The 23,454-nt window shown below is 59.5% G+C and carries 20 protein-coding genes; 8 read left to right on the top strand and 12 right to left on the bottom strand.

What is annotated here, in order from left to right; translation table 11 throughout:
- Nucleotides 1-44 precede the first annotated feature (44 nt).
- Nucleotides 45-2,336, top strand: a complete 2,292-nt coding sequence (locus ACOZK9_RS11425; RefSeq protein ID WP_421555863.1) for an S-type pyocin domain-containing protein — start codon at nucleotides 45-47, stop codon at nucleotides 2,334-2,336.
- Nucleotides 2,333-2,605, top strand: a complete 273-nt coding sequence (locus ACOZK9_RS11420) for a bacteriocin immunity protein (RefSeq protein ID WP_152746884.1) — start codon at nucleotides 2,333-2,335, stop codon at nucleotides 2,603-2,605. Before ACOZK9_RS11425 ends, ACOZK9_RS11420 begins: the two co-directional genes overlap by 4 nt.
- A 208-nt stretch (nucleotides 2,606-2,813) precedes the next feature.
- Here ACOZK9_RS11420 and ACOZK9_RS11415 read toward each other — a convergent pair whose 3' ends face one another.
- The 8 genes from ACOZK9_RS11415 to ACOZK9_RS11380 all read right to left on the bottom strand — a co-directional run bounded on the left by ACOZK9_RS11415 (nucleotide 2,814) and on the right by ACOZK9_RS11380 (nucleotide 12,140).
- Nucleotides 2,814-3,815 carry a response regulator gene (locus ACOZK9_RS11415; protein WP_058413648.1) on the bottom strand — a complete coding sequence of 334 codons (1,002 nt, stop codon included), beginning with the start codon at nucleotides 3,813-3,815 and terminating at the stop codon, nucleotides 2,814-2,816.
- Between the two features lie 51 nt (nucleotides 3,816-3,866).
- A complete protein-coding gene (gene cheB, locus ACOZK9_RS11410; protein WP_058413649.1) occupies nucleotides 3,867-4,877 on the bottom strand; it encodes a chemotaxis response regulator protein-glutamate methylesterase in 1,011 nt (336 codons plus the stop codon).
- Entirely contained in the window at nucleotides 4,874-7,195 is a 2,322-nt protein-coding gene (locus tag ACOZK9_RS11405) for a hybrid sensor histidine kinase/response regulator (RefSeq protein ID WP_421555862.1), read from the bottom strand. The genes cheB and ACOZK9_RS11405 overlap by 4 nt, the downstream gene beginning before the upstream one ends.
- Nucleotides 7,192-7,893 carry a chemotaxis protein CheW gene (locus ACOZK9_RS11400; protein ID WP_122252106.1) on the bottom strand — a complete coding sequence of 234 codons (702 nt, stop codon included), beginning with the start codon at nucleotides 7,891-7,893 and terminating at the stop codon, nucleotides 7,192-7,194. Before ACOZK9_RS11400 ends, ACOZK9_RS11405 begins: the two co-directional genes overlap by 4 nt.
- On the bottom strand, nucleotides 7,890-9,149 hold the full coding sequence (locus ACOZK9_RS11395) for a CheR family methyltransferase (RefSeq protein ID WP_421555861.1): 1,260 nt from the start codon (nucleotides 9,147-9,149) through the stop codon (nucleotides 7,890-7,892). The genes ACOZK9_RS11400 and ACOZK9_RS11395 overlap by 4 nt, the downstream gene beginning before the upstream one ends.
- Entirely contained in the window at nucleotides 9,146-9,658 is a 513-nt protein-coding gene (locus tag ACOZK9_RS11390) for a chemotaxis protein CheW (protein ID WP_122252108.1), read from the bottom strand. Before ACOZK9_RS11390 ends, ACOZK9_RS11395 begins: the two co-directional genes overlap by 4 nt.
- Nucleotides 9,658-11,220 carry a methyl-accepting chemotaxis protein gene (locus ACOZK9_RS11385; protein WP_241679125.1) on the bottom strand — a complete coding sequence of 521 codons (1,563 nt, stop codon included), beginning with the start codon at nucleotides 11,218-11,220 and terminating at the stop codon, nucleotides 9,658-9,660. Before ACOZK9_RS11385 ends, ACOZK9_RS11390 begins: the two co-directional genes overlap by 1 nt.
- 215 nt (nucleotides 11,221-11,435) lie before the next feature.
- Nucleotides 11,436-12,140, bottom strand: a complete 705-nt coding sequence (locus tag ACOZK9_RS11380) for a tellurite resistance TerB family protein (RefSeq protein WP_058413655.1) — start codon at nucleotides 12,138-12,140, stop codon at nucleotides 11,436-11,438.
- A gap of 454 nt (nucleotides 12,141-12,594) precedes the next feature.
- Here ACOZK9_RS11380 and ACOZK9_RS11375 point away from each other — a divergent pair, with 454 nt between their 5' ends.
- Nucleotides 12,595-14,220 carry a glucan biosynthesis protein D gene (locus ACOZK9_RS11375; protein ID WP_421555860.1) on the top strand — a complete coding sequence of 542 codons (1,626 nt, stop codon included), beginning with the start codon at nucleotides 12,595-12,597 and terminating at the stop codon, nucleotides 14,218-14,220.
- Between the two features lie 52 nt (nucleotides 14,221-14,272).
- On the opposite strand, the gene ACOZK9_RS11370 is transcribed toward ACOZK9_RS11375, so the two are convergent.
- The 3 genes from ACOZK9_RS11370 to ACOZK9_RS11360 all read right to left on the bottom strand — a co-directional run bounded on the left by ACOZK9_RS11370 (nucleotide 14,273) and on the right by ACOZK9_RS11360 (nucleotide 17,866).
- The gene (locus tag ACOZK9_RS11370) at nucleotides 14,273-14,458 is read right to left on the bottom strand and encodes a hypothetical protein (protein ID WP_058413657.1); all 186 of its coding nucleotides are present in this window, start codon (nucleotides 14,456-14,458) and stop codon (nucleotides 14,273-14,275) included.
- Between the two features lie 268 nt (nucleotides 14,459-14,726).
- A complete protein-coding gene (locus ACOZK9_RS11365) occupies nucleotides 14,727-15,833 on the bottom strand; it encodes an NADH:flavin oxidoreductase/NADH oxidase (protein ID WP_421555859.1) in 1,107 nt (368 codons plus the stop codon).
- Between the two features lie 131 nt (nucleotides 15,834-15,964).
- A complete protein-coding gene (locus tag ACOZK9_RS11360; protein WP_122252113.1) occupies nucleotides 15,965-17,866 on the bottom strand; it encodes a potassium transporter Kup in 1,902 nt (633 codons plus the stop codon).
- A 289-nt stretch (nucleotides 17,867-18,155) separates the two neighbouring features.
- On the opposite strand from ACOZK9_RS11360, the gene rimO reads away from it, so the two are divergent.
- The 5 genes from rimO (at nucleotide 18,156) to tsaA (ending at nucleotide 22,534) form a co-directional block, all read left to right on the top strand.
- A complete protein-coding gene (gene rimO, locus ACOZK9_RS11355; RefSeq protein ID WP_058413660.1) occupies nucleotides 18,156-19,496 on the top strand; it encodes a 30S ribosomal protein S12 methylthiotransferase RimO in 1,341 nt (446 codons plus the stop codon).
- 113 nt (nucleotides 19,497-19,609) lie between these two features.
- Entirely contained in the window at nucleotides 19,610-20,077 is a 468-nt protein-coding gene (locus ACOZK9_RS11350; RefSeq protein ID WP_421555858.1) for a GNAT family N-acetyltransferase, read from the top strand.
- Between the two features lie 451 nt (nucleotides 20,078-20,528).
- Complete coding sequence (locus ACOZK9_RS11345) at nucleotides 20,529-21,239, top strand: rRNA pseudouridine synthase (RefSeq protein ID WP_058412657.1); 711 nt, start codon at nucleotides 20,529-20,531, stop codon at nucleotides 21,237-21,239.
- Between the two features lie 68 nt (nucleotides 21,240-21,307).
- Entirely contained in the window at nucleotides 21,308-21,769 is a 462-nt protein-coding gene (locus ACOZK9_RS11340) for a YehS family protein (protein WP_058412658.1), read from the top strand.
- Between the two features lie 69 nt (nucleotides 21,770-21,838).
- The gene (tsaA, locus tag ACOZK9_RS11335) at nucleotides 21,839-22,534 is read left to right on the top strand and encodes a tRNA (N6-threonylcarbamoyladenosine(37)-N6)-methyltransferase TrmO (protein ID WP_058412659.1); all 696 of its coding nucleotides are present in this window, start codon (nucleotides 21,839-21,841) and stop codon (nucleotides 22,532-22,534) included.
- Nucleotides 22,535-22,618: 84 nt separating this feature from the next.
- Here the strand turns inward: tsaA and ACOZK9_RS11330 are convergent, their stop codons facing one another.
- Entirely contained in the window at nucleotides 22,619-23,398 is a 780-nt protein-coding gene (locus ACOZK9_RS11330; protein ID WP_058412660.1) for a ferredoxin--NADP reductase, read from the bottom strand.
- Between the last annotated feature and the right edge of the window lie 56 nt (nucleotides 23,399-23,454).

Here is a 23,454-nt window from a genome sequence, read left to right as displayed (position 1 = left end):
CACGCACGCCTACACATTAGATCACTCCAAAAGGGAGAGACAACATGGCACAACAAGGGTGGCAACCCGGGCAGCCTTTAGAAATAAAACCAACGATAATAACGGCCGGAAGGCGAAACACTTATTGGGGCGGCGAAGGCGGTGGTTACAGTGGGAACGGCGATGGTTGGGGCCTTCAGGAAGGACCGCGTCGAGGCGAGGGCGACCCGACCAGATTCAAGCAGTTCGACTTCCCCAGCACCACAGCGGATTTCATTGGAGAGCAAAAATACAACCAATCCTTGATTGATGCAGCATACAGCAAGCGATTTGCAACGCTCAATATTCAGACCGAGCGCGAACTCGAAGAGCAGCAGCACGCCGGGAAGGCTGAGCAACCACTCACCGAAAGAGAGTCAGCAGTTCTAGATCAAAAAATCGCATTAACATTCATCCATGCCAAAAAAACCACCTACAACAACACCGCTCCGGTGATGTATGGCCTCTATGACCAGAACCCATTTTACCTAATGGAGAATTTAACAACTACAAAGCTACGCGAAACGCTTGCGGGTGCTGACCCGATAACAAAACTGGCCGATACTTACACGCTTTACGACGCCGTCTGGACGGCCGCACAAGAGCTGAAGGCACTTTCACTTTCTATAGAAATAGTGGCAGAAAAACTTTCAATGCTGGCGGATACCCGGAAGCAGTTGGAGGCATCCATTACCGAGACGGAGCCTGCTTGGTCAAACCTACAAAATGAACACCTTAAAACCCTGGCAGTTGAGTTGGACATTTACGTTCAATTACTGCCCGAGTTTTTGCAGGTCGAATTGGCCTCTCTTTCGGGTCCTGTAACCGGATTGCCCCCCGATCAAGCGTTAATACTTTACAAAAATACGCTGGACAAAATGATCGAAGACACGATGGCTGCTATCAGGCCTGTTGACCCCCCACTCGCCCGTAACCGCAATGGGCTCATCATTTACTATCCCGCAACCAATCCACTGGTTACACCGCCCCTGAGCAAACCCGAGCTTGAGGGGCTCAAACAGCTCATTTATCTGCAGCAGAATACCGCGCTTGGGGTGAGATGGCTCAGCCATCACGACTTTGTGCTGAAGTCAGAGTCCGTCAGGTATCTGATCAACGCTTCGAATGCGCTCGGCGATCTTACAGAACGCGCGCAAGAGATAGCAGCAGCGTTAGCGCGTATTGATTCGGGACGAGAGGAAAATACATTCCGCACGTCGGTCTCAACCGCCGCGACTCAAGCGGTGGTCATGACCTCAGTAGGAACCATTGCTACAACAGAAGGAATTACAGTCACTCTCCAAGCCGCAATTCGCGCGGCAGTAGTCGCATTGGCAGAATTCGCAGCCAGTAGCGCAAGCGGCTTGTTTATCGGGGTCTCTGCTCTGATCTATTCACCCAAACTGGCCAACGGCGAACTTCCTGAGCGATATGCACTGGGCATTCCAGTTTCAAACTTTGTGACAGACCTCAACGAGTCAACGATAACCGCCGCAGTCAAGGGCACTGTCGACCTTGCGGTTCGAATGAGTTCGAAGACGGCTGCAGATGGGCGGTCTGAAGTCTTTGTGGTCCATACCGACGGCATAAGCGTGCCCTCTAAGGTCAGGGTGGTTGCTGCAACCTATGATTCAGCACAGAAGAAGTACACCGTCACTACAAATGATGTTCCACCCAGAACGTTAACGTGGACACCTATCGTTGATCCTGGGGACAGCTCAACAACACTGCCCGTTGATAAGCCGGAGCCGCACGTTTACGCGGGTGCTACGGTCACTCCGGTTGAGGGCAGAATTGATTGGTTTCCGGGAATCAGCGCGGCAAGCTTTGATGACTTCATAACGATATTCCCCACCGATTCAGGATTGCCTCCTATCTATGTGATGTTCAGGGATAGGCGTGAGGATCCGGGGGTGGCAACGGGTGATGGACAACTCGTGACAGGTATTTGGTTGGGAACCGCTCCTGGGAATGAAGGAGCTTCTATCCCAATGCAAGTGGCTGACCAATTGAGAGGCAGAACATTCAAAAACTGGAGGGAGTTTCGAGAAGCGCTTTGGAAAACTGTAAGTGCTGACCTACTATTAATGAGCGATTTCCTGCCGCACAACAAGTACATTGCAAGTCAAGGGCTATCCCCCTATGCTCCACTTGAAGAGCATTTGGGTGAAAACAAAAAATTTGAAATCCATCATGTTATACCCCTGGAGTACGGCGGCGAGCTATACAACATCGACAACCTTATAATCGTCACGCCCAGAAGACACGCGGAGCTACACCGCGCACTTCGACTTGAAAAAAGGGAGGACCCATCATGAAACATAAAGAAAAACTGGAAGATTACACAGAAAGAGAGTTCCTCGAGTTCCTTAATTCTTTTTTTGAAAATAACTCAGGAGCCGAGGGAGACAAGCTTGAAGAATATCTGGATAACTGGCTAAAACAGTTTGAAATACTAGTAGACCATCCAAAAAAGAGCGATATAGTTTTTTATCCAGAGACTGGATACGAAGGCACTGAAGGAATTTTAAGATTTGTCAAAGAGTGGCTAAGTGCGAATGCCAAGCCGGGTTTTAAAGCAGAATAACGTACTCAATAAACCTCCGTCATCAATTCAATACTGCTGGCGGACTTCTTCGTTCAATAACACAGCATTTTTACTTAGCTCGCAACCATCCTGAAGATCCAATGTGGCGGCTTGCTCGCGATAGCGGTGTGTCAGTCAACGCACGGGTTGAATGAAAGACCATCGCGAGCAAGCCCGCTCCCACCGTTGAAGTGGGTGCGGCGTTGGGTTATTCGATGCCGACTTGATTACGCCCGTTATGCTTGGCCGTGTACAAGCCCTTGTCCGCCGCCATGATCAGTTGCCGACAATCGCTGCCCTGTTGTGGCGTGATGGTCGACAAGCCAATGCTGATCGTCAGGCTTGCGCCCTCAGCCGGGGCGATGTGCGGGATCTTGAGCGCGGCAACCGCCATGCGCAGCTTTTCCGCCACCAGGCGTGCGCCGCCCGGCGAAGTGTTCGGCAGCACCAGGGCAAACTCTTCGCCGCCGTAACGCGCCGGCAGGTCCGAGGGGCGGCTGCTGGCTTCGCGGATGGTGGCAGCAACTTTGCGCAAGGCTTCATCGCCTTCCACATGGCCGAAGCTGTCGTTGTAGGTCTTGAAGAAGTCCACGTCGATCATCAGCAACGACAGCTGGTTCTGGTCACGCATGGCGCGGCGCCATTCCAGTTCCAGGTATTCGTCGAAGTGACGGCGGTTGGACAGCCCGGTAAGGCCGTCGGAGTTCATCAGGCGTTGCAGCACCAAATTGGTGTCGAGCAACTGTTGCTGACTGACGCGCAGCGCACGATACGCGGCATCCCGCTGCAACAGGGTCATGTAGGACCGCGAGTGATAGCGAATGCGCGCCACCAGTTCGATGTTGTCCGGTAGCTTGACCAGGTAATCGTTGGCGCCAGCGGAGAACGCTGCGCTTTTGATCAGCGGGTCTTCCTTGGTGGACAGCACGATGATCGGGATATTCGCCGTGGCCGGGTGGTTGCGGTACTCGCGCACCAGGGTCAGGCCGTCCAGACCGGGCATCACCAAGTCTTGCAGGATCACCGTGGGCTTGATGCGAATGGCTTGGGCAATCGCTTGATGCGGGTCGGCACAAAAGTGAAAATCGATGTTTTCTTCGTGGGACAAGCCGCGCCGCACGGCTTCACCGATCATGGCCTGGTCGTCGACCAGCAACACCATGGCGGCATTTTCGTCGTTCTTGAAATCGTCGAGCTGTAAATCATTCATTTGCAGTCACCTGAATTACTACCTGCAAGCCGGCACTGCGGAAGTTATTGATCATTTTGCAAAGACCTCCAGCAATCGGGGCGCAATTCTGTCCAATGGGCGAATTTCAACAGCGGCATCAATTGCCGCCGCCGCTTTGGGCATGCCATACACCGCCGAGCTCTGCTGATCCTGGGCGATGGTCAAACATCCTTGTTCACGCAGCAATTTGAGCCCTTGGGCGCCGTCGCGCCCCATGCCGGTCAGCAATACACCGACAGCGTCGCCGTTCCAGTAGCTGGCGACACTTTCAAAAAACACGTCAATCGAAGGCCGGTAAATTTCGTTCACAGGCTCTGCCGTATAGGCTAGCGTGCCATTTTTCAACAAGCGAATGTGATGGTTGGTGCCGGCCAGCAGCACCACCCCGGTTTGTGGTGGCTCGCCCTCGCGCGCCAGGCGCACCGGCAGGCCGGACGCGCTGCTCAGCCATTCGGCCATTCCGGCTGCGAACACCTGGTCCACATGCTGCACCAGCACAATGGCCGCGGGAAAGTCGCGCGGTAAACCCTTGAGCAGCACTTCCAGAGCAGCCGGGCCGCCCGCCGACGAACCAATCGCCACCAGGCTCTGGCGTGTGCCCGCGCTGCGCTGGGGCGCGGTTTCGGCGCGTACGCGGCTGCCGCGCTGGCCGATCAGCCAGCCGATATTGAGAATTTTGCGCAGCAACGGCGCCGCCGCGTCCCTGGGGTTGCCCACGCCCAACGCCGGTGTATCAACCACGTCCAGCGCGCCATGGCCCATGGCTTCGAACACGCGGCTGACGTTAGCCTGGCGGTCTACGGTGACGATCACGATCGCGCACGGCGTTTCAGCCATGATCCGCCGGGTCGCTTCTACGCCATCCATCACTGGCATGATCAGGTCCATCAGGATCAAATCCGGGGTCACTTCCGCGCAGCGCTGCACCGCTTCCAGGCCATTGGCGGCGACCCACACCAACTGATGCGCAGGCTCAAAACTCAGCGCACGGCGCAGGGCTTCTACCGCCATGGGCATGTCATTGACGATCGCGATCCTCATGCCCGGGCGCCTCCAATCAGCTCCATCACAGCATCCAGCAAGGCGTCATCGTGGAAACTGGCTTTAGCCAGATAATAGTCGGCGCCGGCGTCAAGTCCACGGCGCCGGTCTTCTTCGCGATCTTTATACGACACCACCATCACCGGCAACGATTGCAGGCGACTATCACGGCGCAAGAGTGTGACCAATTCAATACCGTCCATACGAGGCATATCAATGTCAGTAATCAGCAGGTCGAAGTCTTCGGAGCGCAATGCGTTCCAGCCGTCCATGCCATCCACAGCAACAGCCACTTCATAACCACGATTAAGTAACAGTTTGCGTTGCAACTCACGCACGGTAAGCGAGTCGTCCACCACCAGCACGCGTTTGCGCGGTGCTTCGGTAGCCTGTTGGCTGCGTCGGGCGATGCGCTCCAGGCGGCCGGTGTTGAGCAGCTTATCGACCGAACGCAGCATGTCTTCAACGTCGACAATCAACACCACCGAACCGTCGTCGAGCAAGGCGCCTGCGGAAATATCCTGAACCTTGCCCAGCCGGTCATCCAGCGGCAACACCACCAGCGTGCGTTCCCCGATAAAGCGTTCCACCGCAATGCCGTACACCGCATCGCGCTCGCGGATCACCACCACCTTAAGCGTCTCTTGAACGTTATGCCCCGGCGGGCGCTGCAACAACTGGCTGGCGGCAACCAGACCGACGTGGCGGCCTTCGTGCCAAAAATGCTGACGGCCTTCCAACTGCACAATGTCGTCGGGCGCCAAGTCGCGCATGCGCTCGATGTGCGCGAGGGGGAACGCGTAGGCTTCTTCGCCAACTTCCACCACCAGGCTGCGCACCACCGACAGGGTCAATGGCACCTCCAGGTGGAAGCGACTGCCGCGCCCCGCCGTCTGCTCCAGCACCACCGCGCCACGCAGTTGGCGAACCATGTGCTGCACCGCGTCCAGGCCGACGCCGCGCCCGGACACTTCGGTGACCGTGTCGCGCAGGCTGAAACCCGGCAGGAACAGAAACGTCAGCAGCTCCTCTTCACTCAGGCGCAACGCCGTTTCCAGCGGCGACAGGTGCCGGTCGACGATGGTGCCGCGCAGGCGCTCCAGGTCGACGCCGTTACCGTCGTCGCTCAGTTCCAGTACCAGCAAACCGGCTTGATGGGAGGCGCGCAGGCGGATCAGCCCTTCCGCGGGTTTACCGGCCAGCAGGCGCTGGTCGGGCATCTCGATGCCGTGGTCGACCGCGTTGCGCAGCAAGTGCGTGAGCGGCGCTTCGAGTTTTTCCAGCACGTCGCGGTCAACCTGGGTCTTTTCGCCTTCGATTTCCAGGCGTACCTTTTTACCGAGGCTGCGGCCGAGGTCGCGGACCATGCGCGCTTGCCCCACCAGCACATCGGCAAAAGGCCGCATACGGCATGCCAGTGCAGTGTCATACAGCACTTGGGCGCGCTGCCCGGCCTGCCAGCCAAACTCATCCAGCTCGGCGGTTTTTTCCGCCAGCAGCGCCTGAGCCTCACTCAACAGCCGACGGGTATCGGCCAGCGCCTCCTGCGCTTCGAGGTTCAGGTCCAGGGCCTTGAGTTGGCCGTCCAGCGTGTCCAAAGCGCGAACACTGTGGCTTTGAATTCGTTTGAGGCGCTGCATGCTCGCCAGGTAAGGCTTGAGCCGCTGCGTTTCGACCAGGGATTTACTCGACAAGTCCAACAGGCTGTTCAAACGCTCGGCGGTCACGCGCAGGACGCGTTCGCCGCCTTCGGTGATGCGTTTTTTCTGGCGCGGCGGCGAGGGGCTGACGGGCGGCGCAGGCTCGGGCTCGGGCTCGGGCTCGGGCTCGGGCTGGGACTGGGGCACAGGCGGCGGCGTTTCTAAAAGCGGCGCCGCAGTCGGCTCAACTGCGGGCGCTGGCGGTGGCGCGATTTTAGCGGTCGGCTGCGACGGGTCGAGCAAGCGCTCCATCAGCGCCACATAAGCTTCAATGTCCGCAGGCCCCACGTCGTTGCCGGGGGTCGCGATGCGCATCAACAGGTCGGTGCCTTGCAGCAACGCGTCGATGTGTTCGGGTTGCAGGTACAGGCGGCTTTCTTGCGCACTGACCAGGCAGTCCTCCATCACGTGGGCCACGCTGACCCCGGCGTCCACCCCGACGATCCGCGCTGCGCCCTTCAGCGAGTGCGCGGCGCGCATGCAGGCTTCCAAATGGTCGGCCTGTGTCGGGTTGCGCTCCAGTGCCAGCAGGCCCGCGCTCAATACCTGGGTTTGCGCGTCGGCTTCCAGGCTGAACAGCTCCAGCAGCGAGGCATCGCGCATCTGGTCGGGGGTCATGTGAGGCTCCGGGTCACGGCGGACAACAATTGCGCTTCGTCCAGCCAGCGCAGGCTGCGGCCTTTCCATTGCAGCACACCTTGGGTATAGCGCGCGCTGGCTTGGGCGCCGGAGGCGGACGCAGCGTTCAAGGTGCGCTCATCGATGGCATGAATGCCGTCGACTTCATCTACCGGCACCACCACCGGACCATCCAGCGCGGCGATGATCAACATGCGCGGCATGATCCGTCCGCCAGTGGCGCCGTTACTGGTTGCGTCCAGGCCGAGCAATTCCACCAGCGACAGGCACGCCACCAGCGCGCCACGCACATTGGCCACGCCCAGCAGCGCCCGCGAACGTTGATGCGGCAGCGAGTGAATCGGCTGCAACGGCGCCACTTCGACCAAACAACGCGTGGCGATACCCAGCCATTCTTCGCCGAGGCGAAACATCAATAGAGAGCGGGTGAGCACATCGGTGCCGAGCTCGGCAGCCGCCTGCGGGCGGCGGTCATCCTGCTGCAAGGCATACCGGTCGAGCAAGCGCGTGGCGGCGGCGGAATACACCGAGCAGTTGCGGCAATGAATATGCTCTGCCAGCAGCGGGCAGGACTTGTCGCCATGGATGCCGATGCGGTTCCAGCAATCGTCGATGGCGTGCGTGTCGGCCAGGGTCAGGTTAAGGCCTGCGGTATCGAGCGCGTCTGGGCTACTCATGGTTTGGACTCACTGTCGGCTCGCTCGCTACGCGCGGCCCGCGCCTGCAAACGGCGCGCCCCCGCACTGTCGCCCTGAGACTCAAGCAACGCGGCCAGGTGCATCAAGGCCTGCGGATGCTGGGGTTCCAGGTACAAGGCTTTTCGATAATAGCCCTGAGCTTCCAGAGCATTGCCCGCCACATCGCTGAGCAGCCCCAGCCAGTAAAACACTTGGGCGACCGGCGGGTGGCTGGTTAAATAATGCTCACAGGCAGCACGGGCTTCGGCGCTTTTGCCTTCGTTGGCCAGCGTGGCAATACGCGTGAGCAGGTCACCCGCCTCGGTTTGCGGCGCCTTGATCGGCGCCACGTGGGCGGTGACGGTGCTGAACGGGCGCGGCTTGGGCAGCGGCGCCGTGTTGCGTGGCGCAGGCATCGGCACCGACGGGAATACCGGTGCAGGCTCAGGCTTGACCGGCTCGACATGCCGGCTGAAGGCAAAAGATTGCGGTATGCCAATCGAGCGCATGCCATGGCGCCCCAGCAAGCTACCTTCGGCGGGGCCGATAAACAGTACGCCGTCCACGTGGGTCAGGCCCTTGAGCACGTCAAACACTTGCTTTTGGGTTGGCTGGTCAAAGTAGATCAGCAGGTTGCGGCAGAACACAAAATCATAGGCAGGCTCATTGACCAGCAACGCAGGATCAAGCAGGTTACCGACCTGCAGACGCACTTGTTCGCGCACCCGGTCGTTGATGCGATAACCGTCAGCCTCTTCGGTGAAGTGGTGCTCGCGAAACTCGAGGTAGCTGCCGCGAAAAGAATTCTTGCCATACACCCCGCGCTTGGCGCGTTCCACCGACAGCGGGCTGACATCCAGCCCCAGCACCTTGAACTGGTGCGGCGCCAGCCCTGCATCCAGCAAGGCCATGGCGATCGAGTACGGCTCTTCGCCGGTGGAACACGGCAGGCTGAGAATGCGCAGCGCACGCATCTGCTTGATCTCGGCCAGACGCGCCACCGCCAGCCGTGCCAGCGTCGCAAACGATTCGGGGTAACGAAAAAACCAGGTTTCGGGGACGATCACCGCTTCGATCAGCGCCTGCTGCTCGTCATGCGAGCATTGCAGCCGCTGCCAGTAATCATCCTCGGTCTGCGCGTTGATGGCCTGAATACGCTGGCGCACCGCGCGCTCGATAATCGCCTCACCGACCGACGCGACATCCAGCCCGATACGTTCTTTGAGGAAGGCGAACAAGCGCGCGTCGTTGCTCATAGGCTCAACTCGGCGGAGAACAGCAAGGCGCGAACGGGCTCCGTGAGCAGTTCATTCACACCAATCCATTGCGTCAAACCCAGTGCATCTTCACGCACCAACCCCAAATACGGCGCCTCGCGGTTGTCCAGGCCATACGGCTTGAACTCGCCGGGTTCGCAACGCAGGGTGTCCGTCGCTTGTTCCAGAATCAGCCCCAGCCAGCGCGCTTCAACCCAGGGTTGCGGCTGATAATTGACCAGCACCAGCCGCGTGCTGGTGCGCGCCTGGGCAGGTTGACCAAAGGTCAGCGCACACAGATCGATAACCGGCACCAGCGCGCCGCGATGGGCGAAGATCCCGGCTACCCATGCCGGCGCATGGGCGATGGGTTTTAGCGGCAAGCGTGGCAGCACCTCGGCGACGTCCGTGGCCTTGAGGGCGTAGCGTTCGCCACCGATGTGGAACGTCAGGAACAACACCTGTTTGGCTGCGGGTGCGCCGACGCGTTTAGCCACGAATTCGCTCATCAGACTTTGAAACGCGACACGCCGCTGCGCAAACCGACCGCAACCTGGCTCAGTTCATCAATCGCAAAGCTGGCCTGGCGCAGTGAGTCCACGGTCTGGCTGCTGGCATCGCCCAGTTGCACCAGCGCGTGGTTGATCTGCTCGGCGCCGGTGGCCTGGGCCTGCATGCCTTCGTTAACCATCAACACCCGCGGCGCCAAGGCCTGTACCTGGTGGATGATCTGCGAGAGTTGCTCACCCACTTGCTGCACTTCGAACATGCCCCGGCGCACCTCTTCGGAGAACTTGTCCATGCCCATCACGCCCGCCGACACCGCCGACTGGATCTCACGCACCATCTGCTCGATGTCGTAAGTGGCCACGGCGGTCTGGTCGGCGAGTCGCCGCACTTCGGTGGCGACCACCGCAAAACCGCGACCGTACTCACCGGCCTTCTCGGCCTCGATGGCGGCATTGAGCGACAACAAGTTGGTCTGGTCGGCCACCTTGACGATGGTGACCACGACCTGGTTGATGTTGCCGGCTTTCTCGTTAAGGATCGCCAGCTTGGCGTTCACCAGGTCGGCGGCGCCCATCACCGAATGCATGGTTTCTTCCATGCGCGCCAGGCCCTGCTGGCCGGAACCTGCGGCAACCGAGGCCTGGTCGGCGGCGCTGGACACTTCGGTCATGGTGCGCACGAGGTCCTTGGAGGTTGCCGCGATTTCCCGCGACGTCGCGCCAATCTCGGTGGTGGTGGCTGCCGTTTCGGTGGCGGTGGCCTGTTGTTGCTTGGACGTGGCGGCAATCTCGGTCACCGAGGTGGTCACCTGTACCGAAGAGCGCTGGGCCTGGGACACCAGGGCCGTCAGCTCGGTCATCATGTCGTTAAAGCCGGTTTCGACCGCGTTGAATTCGTCCTTGCGCTCAAGATTCAGGCGCTTGCTGAGGTCGCCGTCGCGCATGGTGCTGAGGATTGCGACGATGCGCTGCATGGGCGATGTGATCGCGCGCATCAGCAGCAAGCCGCAGAGCGCGGCGGCGAAGATGGCGAACGCCAGGGACACGAACATGCTGATTTTGGCGGAGGCAACGGCGTCATCAATGGCGGCGGTCGCATTGTCGGCGACGCCCTTGTTTTCGGCGATGATGTCGTTGAGTTTCATCCGGCCTTCGGTCCAGATCGGCGTCAGTTTTTCCGTCAACAACTTGCGGGCGCCGGGCAAGTCTTTCGCCTCGATGCGCTCGACTACATCCGCAAGGACTTTGTTGTAAGCGACGTGCGCGGCCTTGAAACTATCGAATTCCGCCCGATCCGCCTGTACATAGACGGTTTTTTCGTAGCTGGCCATTTGTTGTTGAATGCGCGCTTCGAAGGACTTGTAGTCCGCCTTGTCGGCATTGGTGAGGGTTTTGTCGTCGCGCAAGCCGATGACATCGATAGTCAGCAAGTAGCTGTCGACCCAAGCGCTGCGGATGATCGAGCTTAGGTAAACCCCTGGCACCGCATCGTCACGGACGGCCACCTGACTGGTTTCGATCTTCAGTAACCGTGAGTAGGACACCACAACCATCAGCAGCATGATCGCGATGATGACCGCAAAGCTCGCCAAAATCCGTTGGCGCAAGGTCCAGTTCTTCACAGTAATTCCTCGAAGTGCCATTCAAATGAGGGGGAGTATAGCTGAGCAGAAGCCTTCATTAATCAACAGCTTTTGCTGCAGCGTTCACAGAATGCAAAATGTGAGAGGGGAGCAAGCTCCCCTCTCACATATAGATGTGGCACGGCAGATAGTTATTAGTTCAGACGCACCTGTTTTTCCAGCTCAGCCTTCAATCCGGGGTCAAGTTTCAGTTGCCGCGCCAGTTCGTCGAGGTAGGCTTTTTCCATGAAGTTTTCTTCGTCCACCAGCATCACGCTGGCGATGTACATCTCGGCGGCAATTTCCGGGGTGGCCGCCGCGCGTGCCACATCGGCCGGGTCCAAAGGCTTGTTCAACTCCGCATGCAGCCAGCTTTGCAGCTCGCTATCGCTGTCGAGCTTGGTCAATTCACCTTCGATCAGCGCCCGCTCACGCGCGTCCACATGCCCGTCAGCCTTGGCCGCTGCGACCAGGGCTTTAAGAATGGCCTGGCTGTGTTGCTCAACCTGCGCCGGCGGCAAGCGGTCGATGGTTTGCGGCTCGCCTTGGGGAGCATTGGCCTGCTGCGCCTGCCAGTTGCCATAGGCTTTATAGGCGATCACCCCCAACGCTGCCAACCCGCCATACGTCAGGGCCTTGCCGCCGAATTTGCGCGCTTTTTTGCTGCCCAGCAAAAGCCCCATGGCCCCACTCGCCAGCGCGCCACCGCCCGCGCCGCCCAGCAAACTGCCTAGCCCGCCACCGCCGAGCAATCCGCCAAGGGCACCTTTATCATCGGACTTTCGCTGGCCGCCGGCTTTGTTTTGCAGCATGTCCTGGCCAGATTTGAGCAACTGATCAAGCAATCCACGGGTATTCATTCACAGCCTCCAGACACTTGGGTTCGTAGGACCAATAGGCCCCCAGCGTAAAACTAAGTGCCAAAAAGCCGAGATCTAGAGTGCTTCCAGATGTAACCCGCCAAGCAGATTGGCTTTCTGTGGGAGCGGGCTTGCTCGCGATAGCATCAACTCGGTATGCCTGATGCAGCGAGGTGCCTGCATCGCGAGCAAGCCCGCTCCCACAGTTGACTGCATTGGGCTTGCTAGATCGTCTGAAGCGTGCGCCGCTGTAAAGGCGAGCCGGAAAAATCTTGTTTCATATGCATCGGCCACACACTGCTATCAAGCAATTTTCCTACAGCATCGAACCGCTTAAGCTATCTGGCGTCTGTTTATAGTCCGTTGCGTTTGGCCGAAGGCATGTCCGAACCGTAATTTCTGATCCATTACGTGCTAGGAACGGCGCGGGATTTGCTCACGACAGGTTGTCTCTATGCACCGCAGGAATTTGCTCAAAGCGTCCATGGCCATTGCGGCTTACACCGGTTTGTCGGCCAGCGGGCTGCTGGCTGCGCAGGCTTGGGCGGGGAACCGCGCCGCCGATGGCAAGGCCGTGGCCTTCGATTTCGAATCGCTCAAAGCCCAGGCCAAGCAACTCGCCGGAACGGCTTATAAAGACACTAAACAGGTGCTGCCGCCGACACTGGCGAGCATGACGCCGCAGAACTTCAACGCCATCGGCTACGACGGCAACCATTCACTGTGGAGGGAATTGAACGGCCAGCTCGACGTGCAATTCTTCCACGTGGGCATGGGCTTCAAGACGCCGGTGCGCATGCACAGTGTCGACCCCAAGACGCGTGAGGCGCGCGAAGTGCATTTCCGCCCGTCGCTGTTCAACTACGCAAAAACCACGGTGGACACCAAGCAGCTGACCGGCGACTTGGGTTTTGCAGGCTTCAAGCTGTTCAAGGCACCGGAACTGGATCGCCATGACGTGCTGTCCTTCCTTGGCGCCAGCTACTTTCGCGCGGTGGATGCCAGCGGCCAGTACGGCCTCTCCGCACGCGGCCTGGCGATTGACACCTACGCGAAAAAACGCGAAGAATTCCCCGACTTCACGCAGTTCTGGTTCGAAACCCCGGCCAAGGACGCCACGCGTTTTGTGGTCTACGCGTTGCTCGACTCGCCGAGTGCCACCGGCGCCTACCGCTTCGACATCGACTGCCAGGCCAGCCAGGTAGTGATGGCCATCGACGCGCATATCAATGCGCGTACCGCCATCGAGCAATTGGGCATCGCCGCCATGACCAGCATGTTCAGCTGCGGCACCGCTGAGCGGCGCATGTGCGACACCATTCACCCGCAAATCCACGATTCGGACCGCCTGGCGATGTGGCGCGGCAATGGCGAGTGGATCTGCCGCCCGCTGAACAACCCGGCCAAGCTGCAATTCAACGCATTTGCCGACACCGACCCGAAAGGCTTCGGCCTGGTGCAGACCGACCATGAGTTCGCCAGCTACCAGGACACCGTGGACTGGTACAGCAAGCGCCCCAGCCTGTGGGTGGAACCGACGACGGCATGGGGCGAAGGCTCGATCGACCTGCTCGAAATCCCGACTACCGGCGAAACCCTGGACAACATCGTGGCCTTCTGGACCCCGAAAAAACCGGTGGCCGCCGGCGACTCGCTGAACTATGGCTACAAGCTCTACTGGAGCGCGCTGCCACCGGTGAGTACGCCGCTGGCGCAGGTCGACGCGACCCGTTCCGGCATGGGCGGTTTCACCGAAGGTTGGGCACCGGGCGAACACTACCCCGAGGTGTGGGCACGCCGGTTTGCCGTGGACTTCAAAGGCGGCGGCCTGGATCGCCTGCCGGCCGGCACCGGGATCGAGCCGGTGGTGACCTGCTCCCACGGTGAAGTCAAAGACTTCAGCGTGCTGGTACTCGATAACATCAAGGGCTACCGCATTCTGTTCGATTGGTACCCGACCAGCGACAGCGTGGAACCGGTGGAGCTGCGCCTGTTTATTCGCACCCAGGACCGCACCTTGAGTGAGACCTGGCTGTACCAGTACTTCCCGCCTGCGCCGGACAAGCGCAAGTACACCTGATACACACGGCAGGAGCGCGCATGCGCGCTCCCACCGTTCACCACTGCGCGGTTCAGAACCGCGACACGCTCTTCATCGCACCAATCAGATAACGCATCGCCACCTGATCGCTCACGTTCAGGGCGCGGTACTGCGCGAGCATTTCAGCCTCGTCCGAACTTAACCGTCGAGCCCGCACGAACACCCTGCGGGTCAAAAAGACCACCAGTTCACCCGCTACACCATACGACTTGGCCATGGACTGTTTCTCCTGATAACAAAAAGACTCCTGGCGCCCATCGCCCGCGTCCCCTGAGGCGCGTGACCGTTACCGACAGCCTTGCTTGCTGGGCCAACAATCAGACTTACCCTAAGAGTAGAAACAATCTCATCACGCGTGGGATTTTTTTAGAGTATTAACTTAAATAAATCGCTTGGGTAACAATGACCTACAGACTTTTCCTACACTGAAGGCAATAAAAAACCCACCGGGCAAGGGTGGGTTTCTGGGTGCAGCGCGCGTCGTATCAATCCCTTAGATCAGACTCATGAATCGGCTGATCGCGATGCGTCGCGCGCTGATACTGCGCCGGCCAGACGGCCTTGCGCCCGCCCAAGTCATCATCGGCATGCAGCGGCCAGTACGGGTCACGCAACAGCTCACGCGCCAGGAAAATAATGTCGGCCTGGCAAGTGCGAAGGATGTGCTCGGCCTGCGCCGGCTCGGTGATCATGCCCACGGTGCCGGTAGCGATGCCCGACTCTTTGCGCACACGCTCGGCAAAACGCGTCTGGTAACCGGGGCCGACGGGGATTTCGGCGTTGGCGGCGGTACCACCGGAGGACACGTCGATCAGGTCCACGCCGAGGTCTTTCAGGTGCCGCGCCAGCGCTACCGTTTCATCCGGGTTCCAGCCGTCTTCCACCCAGTCCGTCGCCGACACACGCACGAACAGCGGCAGGTCCTCAGGCCAGACGTCACGCACGGCCTTGGTTACTTCAAGCACCAGCCGAATGCGGTTTTCGAAGGAACCGCCGTATTGATCCCGACGCTGGTTGCTCAACGGTGAAAGAAATTGGTGCAGCAGGTAACCGTGGGCGGCATGGATTTCCACCACCTCAAAACCGGCGGTCAGAGCGCGCTTGGCGGCGGCTACAAAGTCGGCGATGACTTGCTGAATTTGCGCTTCATCCAATTGCGTTGGCTGCGTGTGATTGGGGTCGAAGGCAATCGGTGACGGGCCGACCGGCACCCAGCCGCCGTCTTCCGGCTTGACGCTGCCGTGCTTGCCAATCCACGGCCGATGCGTGCTGGCCTTGCGCCCGGCATGCGCCAACTGGATGCCCGCCACCGCGCCTTGGGCGGCAATAAACCGCGTGATGCGTTGCAGCGGCTCGATCTGCGCGTCGTTCCACAGGCCCAGGTCCTGAGCGGTAATGCGGCCATCGGCAGTCACCGCCGTGGCTTCGGTAAAAATCAGCCCGGCGCCGCCGACGGCGCGGCTGCCGAGGTGCACCAGGTGCCAGTCATTGGCCAGGCCATCGTCGGATGAATATTGGCACATCGGCGACACGGCGATGCGGTTGAGCAGGGTCAATTGACGCAGGGTATAGGGTTCGAGCAGCTGACTCATGGCGCACCTCTTGGGCGTTCTGTGGGCACTCGTCTACACAACAGTGCATTGAGCCTAGTCGACAACGCTGGATCGCACAGGGTTCAGAAAGGAACGCGGGAGCCGATTGCCGGCTCCCGTTTTACAGCGGTTTACATCTCGACCTGGGTGCCCAGTTCGATCACGCGGTTTACCGGGAGCTTGAAGAAGCGCAGGTTGCCGTTGGCGTTCTTCAACATGAACGCAAACAGGCCTTCACGCCAGCGCGCCATGCCGCGGATGCGTGAGGCGATCACCGTCTCGCGGCTGAGGAAGTAGGTGGTGCGCATCGGGCTGAAATCCAGATCGTCCAGATGGCACAGTTTCAGCGCTTCAGGCACGTCCGGTTCATCGGTAAAGCCGAAGTGCAGGATGACGCGGAAGAAGCCTTCGCCGTACGCGTCCACCTCAAAACGCCGCGCCGCAGGCACCCGCGGAATATCTTCGTAAACCACCGTCAGCAATACCACTTGCTCGTGCAATACCTGGTTGTGCAGCAGGTTGTGCAACAACGCGTGAGGCACCGCGTCGGGCCGCGCCGTGAGAAACACCGCCGTGCCCTGCACGCGATGCGGCGGCTGCACGCGGATACTGCTGATAAAAATCGGCAGCGGCAAACCGCCCTCGTCGAGGCGTTCCACGAGCAATTGCTTGCCGCGTTTCCAAGTGGTCATCAATACGAACAGCACGATCCCCGCGAGCACCGGGAAGGCGCCGCCCTGGATGATCTTCGGCACGTTGGCGGCGAAGAACAGCCCATCCACCAACAGGCAGCAGAGCAACACCGGCACGGCAAACACCGGCGGCCATTTCCACAGCAGCAGCATCACCGCCGCCACCAGAATGGTGGTCATCAGCATGGTGCCGGTCACGGCCACCCCGTACGCCGACGCCAGCGCGTTGGACGACTCAAAGCCCAGCACCAGCAGGATCACGCCGACCATCAGCGACCAATTCACCGCGCCAATGTAGATCTGGCCCTGCTCGGCGCTTGAGGTGTGTTGAATGTGCATCCGCGGGATATAACCCAACTGGATCGCCTGGCGCGTCAACGAAAACGCGCCGGAAATAACTGCCTGGGAGGCGATTACCGTGGCCAATGTGGACAACACCACCAGTGGGATCAGTGCCCAGCTCGGCGCCAACAGGTAGAACGGGTTGCGCGCCGCCTCCGGGTCACCGAGCAGCAGCGCGCCCTGGCCAAAATAATTCAGCGCCAGCGCCGGCAGCACCAGAATAAACCAGGCGCGGGCGATGGGTTTGCGCCCGAAGTGGCCCATGTCGGCATACAGCGCCTCGGCGCCGGTCAGCGCCAGCACGACCGCGCCGAGGATCGCCACGCCAATGCCTGGGTGAACCATAAAAAAGCGCACGCCCCACACCGGGTTCAGCGCACTCAGCACTTCGGGTTGCTGCAGGATGCCGTAGACGCCCAAGCCGCCCAGCACCAGAAACCACGTGACCATCACCGGGCCGAACAGCTTGCCGATGCGGTCAGTCCCGTGTTTTTGGATGAGGAACAGCGCCACCAGCACCACCAGCGCGATCGGCACTACCCATTTTTCGAGGCCATCGAATGCCAGTTCCAGGCCTTCCACGGCCGACAACACGGAAATCGCCGGGGTGATCATGCTGTCGCCATAGAACAGCGCCGCACCGCACAGACCACACACCACCAGGAAGCTGCGCAGCTTCTTGCGCTCCCCCGCCGCCCGCCGTGCCAGTGCGGTCAGCGCCATGATGCCGCCCTCGCCCTGGTTGTCGGCGCGCAGCACGAACAGCATATATTTGATTGACACGACCCAGATCAGCGACCAAAAAATCAGCGCCAGGATCCCCAACACGCCGTCATGATTGACCTGCACACCGTAACCGCCGGTGAATACCTCTTTAAGGGTATAAAGCGGGCTGGTACCGATATCGCCGTAAACCACCCCGACCGCCGCCACCAGCATACCAATCGGCTTTGCATTGGAATGCTCGGCACCTGCTGCCTGACTCTTTGCCTGACCCATCAACCACTCCTGCCCTTTGACCTGAGGTCTTTTATAAACAACGCATCTAAGCTGACCGTAGCATGCGCTGTTTTACTTCTCGTAACAGACGTTTTATTGACCCAGGACTCATACCCGCGTGCAACGGCGCGAAGCATAGCGCAGCACTCGTCGCATTTCCCTGCATAAAGCTGGTCAAGTGCGGTGCCCGTCGCTAGAATTGCGCACTTTTTGATCAGAGGCGTACCAAGCGCCCATCCGCTGCCCTGTCGTGCCCGACGTGCGGCGTCATTCAATACCGAGGTTAGACATGTCCACCACCATCGCAAAAGCCAACCCCAAGGTCGGCTTTGTATCCCTGGGTTGCCCGAAGGCTCTGGTCGACTCCGAGCGCATCCTTACGCAACTGCGTATGGAAGGCTATGACGTCGTGTCCACGTATCAGGACGCCGACGTGGTGGTGGTCAACACCTGCGGTTTCATCGACTCGGCCAAGGCTGAGTCCCTGGAAGTGATCGGCGAAGCCATCAAGGAAAACGGCAAGGTCATCGTGACCGGCTGCATGGGCGTCGAAGAAGGCAACATCCGCAACGTGCACCCGAGCGTGCTGGCGGTTACCGGCCCGCAGCAGTATGAGCAAGTCGTGACTGCCGTGCACCAAGTCGTCCCGCCGCCTCAGAACCACAACCCGCTGATCGACCTGGTGCCGCCGCAAGGCATCAAGCTGACGCCGCGCCATTACGCTTACCTGAAGATTTCCGAAGGCTGCAACCACAGCTGCAGCTTCTGCATCATCCCGTCGATGCGCGGCAAGCTGGTCAGCCGCCCGGTCGGCGACGTGCTCGACGAAGCCCAGCGCCTGGTTAAATCCGGGGTGAAAGAGCTGTTGGTGATCTCGCAGGACACCAGCGCCTACGGCGTCGACGTGAAATACCGCACCGGTTTCTGGAACGGCGCGCCGGTGAAAACCCGCATGACCGAACTCTGTGAAGCCTTGAGCAGCCTCGGTGTATGGGTGCGCCTGCACTACGTTTACCCGTACCCGCACGTCGACGAGCTGATCCCGTTGATGGCCGCCGGCAAGATCCTGCCGTACCTCGACATCCCGTTCCAGCACGCCAGCCCGAAAGTGCTCAAGGCGATGAAACGCCCGGCCTTCGAAGACAAGACCCTGGCGCGCATCAAGAACTGGCGCGAGATCTGCCCGGAACTGATCATCCGCTCCACCTTCATCGTCGGCTTCCCCGGCGAAACCGAAGAAGACTTCCAGTACCTGCTGGACTGGTTGACCGAAGCGCAGCTGGACCGCGTCGGTTGCTTCCAGTACTCGCCGGTGGAAGGCGCTCCGGCCAACCTGCTGGACCTGGCCGTGGTGCCGGACGACGTCAAGCAGGCGCGTTGGGACCGTTTCATGGCGCACCAGCAAGCCATCAGCTCGGCGCGCCTGCAACTGCGCATCGGCAAGGAAATCGAAGTGCTGATCGACGAAGTTGACGAGCAAGGCGCCGTTGGCCGCTGCTTCTTCGACGCGCCGGAGATCGACGGCAACGTGTTTATCGACGATGCCAGCGGTTTGAAGCCGGGCGACAAAGTCTGGTGCACCGTGACCGATGCCGACGAGTACGACCTGTGGGCTGAAAAGCGCGACTGATAGCGTCAAGCGCTTTAAAAAAACTGAAAAGCCCTGCCTCTGGACAAGATGCGGGGCTTTTTTAGGTCTATCGTTTTGCCCATCAATACACAGACAGACAAGGGGCAGCGGGCATGCGCCAGCATTCGGTTATTCACACGGCTAAAACCAGCGATTACGCGCGGTTGGCGCAACTCTGGGAAGACTCGGTGCGAGCGACCCACGATTTTTTGCCGGACAGCTACATCGTGCTGCTTAAAGACTTGGTGCTGACGCGCTATTTGGACGCTGTGATGCTGATCTGCACCAAGGACGCCCGCCAGCGCATCACCGGGTTTGCCGGGGTGGCGGCGGGTAAGGTCGAGATGCTGTTTATTGACCCGCAGCACCGCGGCCAAGGTCTGGGCCGAGACCTGCTGCGCTATGCCATCGAGCACCTGAACGCGGATACACTGGACGTCAACGAACAAAACCCGCAGGCGCTGGGCTTCTATCTCAAGCAGGGGTTCGAGGTGGTCGGACGCGCGGAGCATGATGGCCTCGGGCAGCCGTATCCATTGCTGCACATGCGCTTGCGCCGGCAGCAAGATACCGGGGCTTAGACCCAATCCCCAAGCCGAACTCGGTCAAACTGTGGGAGGGGGCTTGCTCCAGATGGCGGTGGGTCAGTCAACTCATGTATCAACTGTAAAACTGCTATCGGGAGCAAGCCCCCTCCCACAAAAAGCAAAAAAAGCAGATCTGCTATTTATGCAAAAGCCGCCTTTGATCTGCTTCAACCACTCAGGTCGGCTTTCAGGCCTTTCAAAAGTGACTCGCTGTAAGAGCGAAACCGATATAAGCCACAAACCAAATACCGGATATGTACCCAACCTGAATAACACCCCAAGCCCGTTTGCTGCGCGACAGCGCTACATCAAAGATGCAGTGGGGCCTCCCACATAAAGCCAACCCCGGCCCAGCGCCACAAAATGCCACAGCACTGAAATGGGGCCGGGATTAACCGGCGCCAGGCAGGTACAATAGACGCCCCCTTTTGCTACGGCCCTAGTCATGACTGACCCCATACGTCTCTCCAAACGCCTCATCGAACTGGTCGGTTGCTCCCGTCGGGAGGCTGAACTGTTTATCGAAGGCGGCTGGGTCTCGGTGGACGGCGAAGTCATCGACGAGCCGCAGTTCAAAATCACCACCCAAAAGGTCGAACTCGACCCAGAGGCTAAAGCCACTGCGCCGGAACCGGTGACCATCCTGCTGCACGCGCCAGTGGGTATGGATGCTGAAACCGCGATGGCCTCGATCAGCGCCGAAACCCTGTCGGAAGAACACCGCTTCAGCAAACGCCCGCTCAAGGGCCACTTCCTGCGACTGACCGCCAGCGCCGACCTGCAAGCCAAGGCCAGCGGCCTGTTGGTGTTCACTCAGGACTGGAAGATTCTGCGCAAGCTGACCGCCGACGCCGCCAAGATCGAGCAGGAATACGTGGTGGAGGTGGAAGGCGACATGGTCGCCCATGGCCTTAATCGCCTGAACCACGGCCTGACGTATAAAGGCAAAGAACTGCCAGCCGTAAAGGCCAGTTGGCAGAACGAGAACCGCCTGCGTTTTGCGATGAAAAACCCGCAACCGGGCGTGATTGCCCTGTTCTGCGAAGCCGTTGGCTTGAAAGTCATCGCCATTCGCCGCATTCGTATCGGCGGCGTGTCCATCGGCAAAGTGCCGGTAGGCCAATGGCGTTACCTGTCCGGCAAAGAGAAGTTCTAAGCCGCACACCCTTTCCCGGCATCGCCTGATTGGGCGGTGTCCACTGTTGAAAACCAGGATTGCCCACCATGATTCACAACGACGTACTGCGCAGCGTGCGCTACATGCTCGACATCAGCGACAACAAGATGGTCGAGATCACCAAGCTCGGCGGCATGGACGTAACCAAGGAAGACCTGCTGACTTACCTCAAGAAAGATGAGGAAGAAGGTTTTGTATTCTGCCCGGACGAGGTCATGGCGCATTTCCTCGATGGGCTGGTGATCTTCAAGCGCGGCAAGGACGAAAGCCGTCCACCGCAGCCGATCGAAACCCCGGTGACCAACAACATCATCCTCAAGAAACTGCGCGTGGCCTTCGAGCTGAAAGAAGACGACATGCACGCCATCCTCAAGGCCTCCGAGTTTCCGGTGTCCAAACCCGAGCTGAGCGCGCTGTTTCGCAAATTCGGCCACACCAACTACCGCACCTGTGGCGACCAGTTGCTGCGTAACTTCCTCAAGGGCCTGACCCTGCGCGTCAGAGCTTAAAGCAGCCCCAAGCTTCACGCTGCAAGTTAAGCGCTTGTAGCGTGTAGCTTGTAACTTGAGGCTTCAGAAATGAGTTACAACGTCTCGCCCGTCGGTTTCGTGCGCTCCTGCTTCAAGGAGAAGTTCGCCATCCCGCGTCAGCCACAACTGGCGCCCGCCGCCCGTGGCGTGCTGGAACTGGTGGCGCCGTTCGACACTGGTGAGGCGGTGCAGGGTTTGGAACAGGTCAGCCATGTGTGGTTGCTGTTTCTGTTCCATCAGGCGCTGGAGGACAAACCTCGCCTGAAGGTGCGCCCGCCACGCCTGGGCGGCAATACGTCGATGGGCGTGTTTGCCACCCGCGCGACCCATCGCCCGAATGGCATTGGCCAGTCGGTGGTCAAGCTGGACAAGGTAGAGCCGGGCCGGCTGTGGGTTTCCGGGATTGATTTACTCGATGGCACGCCCGTGCTGGATATCAAGCCGTACGTGCCGTACGCGGACATCATTGACACCGCGACCAACAACATCGCCAGCAACGCGCCGCCGCTGATTGCCGTGCAATGGCTGAAAACCGCCCTGCACCAGGCACAAAGCCATGCTCAGCGCCTTGACGAGCCCTTGGTGGCATTGATCGAGCAATGTTTGGCACAAGACCCACGCCCGGCGTATCAAACGCCAGTGTCTACGCGCGAATACGGCGCGCAGTTCTGGGATGTGGACGTGCGGTGGCACTACCCCGAAGCCGGGGTGATTTGCGTGCTTGAAGTGATTTCAGCTGACTGAAACCGAAAACCAATGCGGGAGGGGTTTGCCCCCTCCCACATTTAGAGCTTTTTTGTTGCCTGGTCAGCCAATGGCCTGACGTGTTTACTTCTCGACGAACGCACGCTCGATCAAGTAATCGCCCGGCTCACGCATGCGCGGCGAAACTTTCAGGCCGAAGCTGTTCAACACTTCGCTGGTCTCATCCAACATGCTTGGGCTGCCGCACAGCATGGCGCGGTCGTCCTCGGGGTTGATCGGCGGCAGGCCAATATCGCTGAACAGCTTGCCGCTGCGCATCAGGTCGGTCAGGCGGCCTTCGTTTTCGAACGGCTCGCGGGTCACGGTTGGGTAGTAGATCAACTTGTCACGCAGCGCCTCGCCGAAGAATTCATTCTGCGGCAGGTGCTCGGTGATGAATTCGCGGTAAGCGACTTCGTTGACGTAACGCACGCCGTGGCACAGGATCACTTTTTCGAAACGCTCATAGGTTTCCGGGTCCTGGATCACGCTCATAAACGGCGCCAAGCCAGTACCGGTGCTGAGCAGGTACAGGTGTTTACCCGGCTTCAAATCGTCAAGCACCAAGGTGCCTGTCGGTTTTTTGCTGATGATGATCTCGTCGCCTTCCTTCAAATGCTGCAATTGGGAAGTCAGCGGGCCGTCTTGCACCTTGATGCTGAAGAACTCCAGATGCTCTTCCCAGTTCGGGCTGGCGATCGAGTAAGCACGCATGAGCGGGCGGCCATTGGGCTGTTGCAGGCCGATCATCACGAACTGACCGTTCTCGAAGCGCAAGCCCGGGTCGCGGGTGCACTTGAAGCTGAACAGAGTGTCGTTCCAGTGATGAACACTGAGGACACGCTCGTGGTTCATGTTGCTCATGTACGGGGAACTCCTGGAAATGGGTCTGCGCCAAAGGTGAAGTGCGCAATTGCACA

The sequence above is a fragment of the Pseudomonas kitaguniensis genome (assembly GCF_049199985.1).
In the GTDB taxonomy this organism is placed as follows: domain Bacteria; phylum Pseudomonadota; class Gammaproteobacteria; order Pseudomonadales; family Pseudomonadaceae; genus Aquipseudomonas; species Aquipseudomonas kitaguniensis.
This window is presented reverse-complemented; position numbering and strand designations above follow the sequence as displayed.

Coding starts and splice junctions, on each gene's coding strand:
- ACOZK9_RS11425 (WP_421555863.1), top strand. CDS start 45: ATGGCACAACAAGGGTGGCAACCCGGGCAGCCTTTAGAAATAAAACCA.
- ACOZK9_RS11420 (WP_152746884.1), top strand. CDS start 2,333: ATGAAACATAAAGAAAAACTGGAAGATTACACAGAAAGAGAGTTCCTC.
- ACOZK9_RS11415 (WP_058413648.1), bottom strand. CDS start 3,815: ATGAATGATTTACAGCTCGACGATTTCAAGAACGACGAAAATGCCGCC.
- cheB (WP_058413649.1), bottom strand. CDS start 4,877: ATGAGGATCGCGATCGTCAATGACATGCCCATGGCGGTAGAAGCCCTG.
- ACOZK9_RS11405 (WP_421555862.1), bottom strand. CDS start 7,195: ATGACCCCCGACCAGATGCGCGATGCCTCGCTGCTGGAGCTGTTCAGC.
- ACOZK9_RS11400 (WP_122252106.1), bottom strand. CDS start 7,893: ATGAGTAGCCCAGACGCGCTCGATACCGCAGGCCTTAACCTGACCCTG.
- ACOZK9_RS11395 (WP_421555861.1), bottom strand. CDS start 9,149: ATGAGCAACGACGCGCGCTTGTTCGCCTTCCTCAAAGAACGTATCGGG.
- ACOZK9_RS11390 (WP_122252108.1), bottom strand. CDS start 9,658: ATGAGCGAATTCGTGGCTAAACGCGTCGGCGCACCCGCAGCCAAACAG.
- ACOZK9_RS11385 (WP_241679125.1), bottom strand. CDS start 11,220: ATGCTGCTGATGGTTGTGGTGTCCTACTCACGGTTACTGAAGATCGAA.
- ACOZK9_RS11380 (WP_058413655.1), bottom strand. CDS start 12,140: ATGAATACCCGTGGATTGCTTGATCAGTTGCTCAAATCTGGCCAGGAC.
- ACOZK9_RS11375 (WP_421555860.1), top strand. CDS start 12,595: ATGCACCGCAGGAATTTGCTCAAAGCGTCCATGGCCATTGCGGCTTAC.
- ACOZK9_RS11370 (WP_058413657.1), bottom strand. CDS start 14,458: ATGGCCAAGTCGTATGGTGTAGCGGGTGAACTGGTGGTCTTTTTGACC.
- ACOZK9_RS11365 (WP_421555859.1), bottom strand. CDS start 15,833: ATGAGTCAGCTGCTCGAACCCTATACCCTGCGTCAATTGACCCTGCTC.
- ACOZK9_RS11360 (WP_122252113.1), bottom strand. CDS start 17,866: ATGGGTCAGGCAAAGAGTCAGGCAGCAGGTGCCGAGCATTCCAATGCA.
- rimO (WP_058413660.1), top strand. CDS start 18,156: ATGTCCACCACCATCGCAAAAGCCAACCCCAAGGTCGGCTTTGTATCC.
- ACOZK9_RS11350 (WP_421555858.1), top strand. CDS start 19,610: ATGCGCCAGCATTCGGTTATTCACACGGCTAAAACCAGCGATTACGCG.
- ACOZK9_RS11345 (WP_058412657.1), top strand. CDS start 20,529: ATGACTGACCCCATACGTCTCTCCAAACGCCTCATCGAACTGGTCGGT.
- ACOZK9_RS11340 (WP_058412658.1), top strand. CDS start 21,308: ATGATTCACAACGACGTACTGCGCAGCGTGCGCTACATGCTCGACATC.
- tsaA (WP_058412659.1), top strand. CDS start 21,839: ATGAGTTACAACGTCTCGCCCGTCGGTTTCGTGCGCTCCTGCTTCAAG.
- ACOZK9_RS11330 (WP_058412660.1), bottom strand. CDS start 23,398: ATGAGCAACATGAACCACGAGCGTGTCCTCAGTGTTCATCACTGGAAC.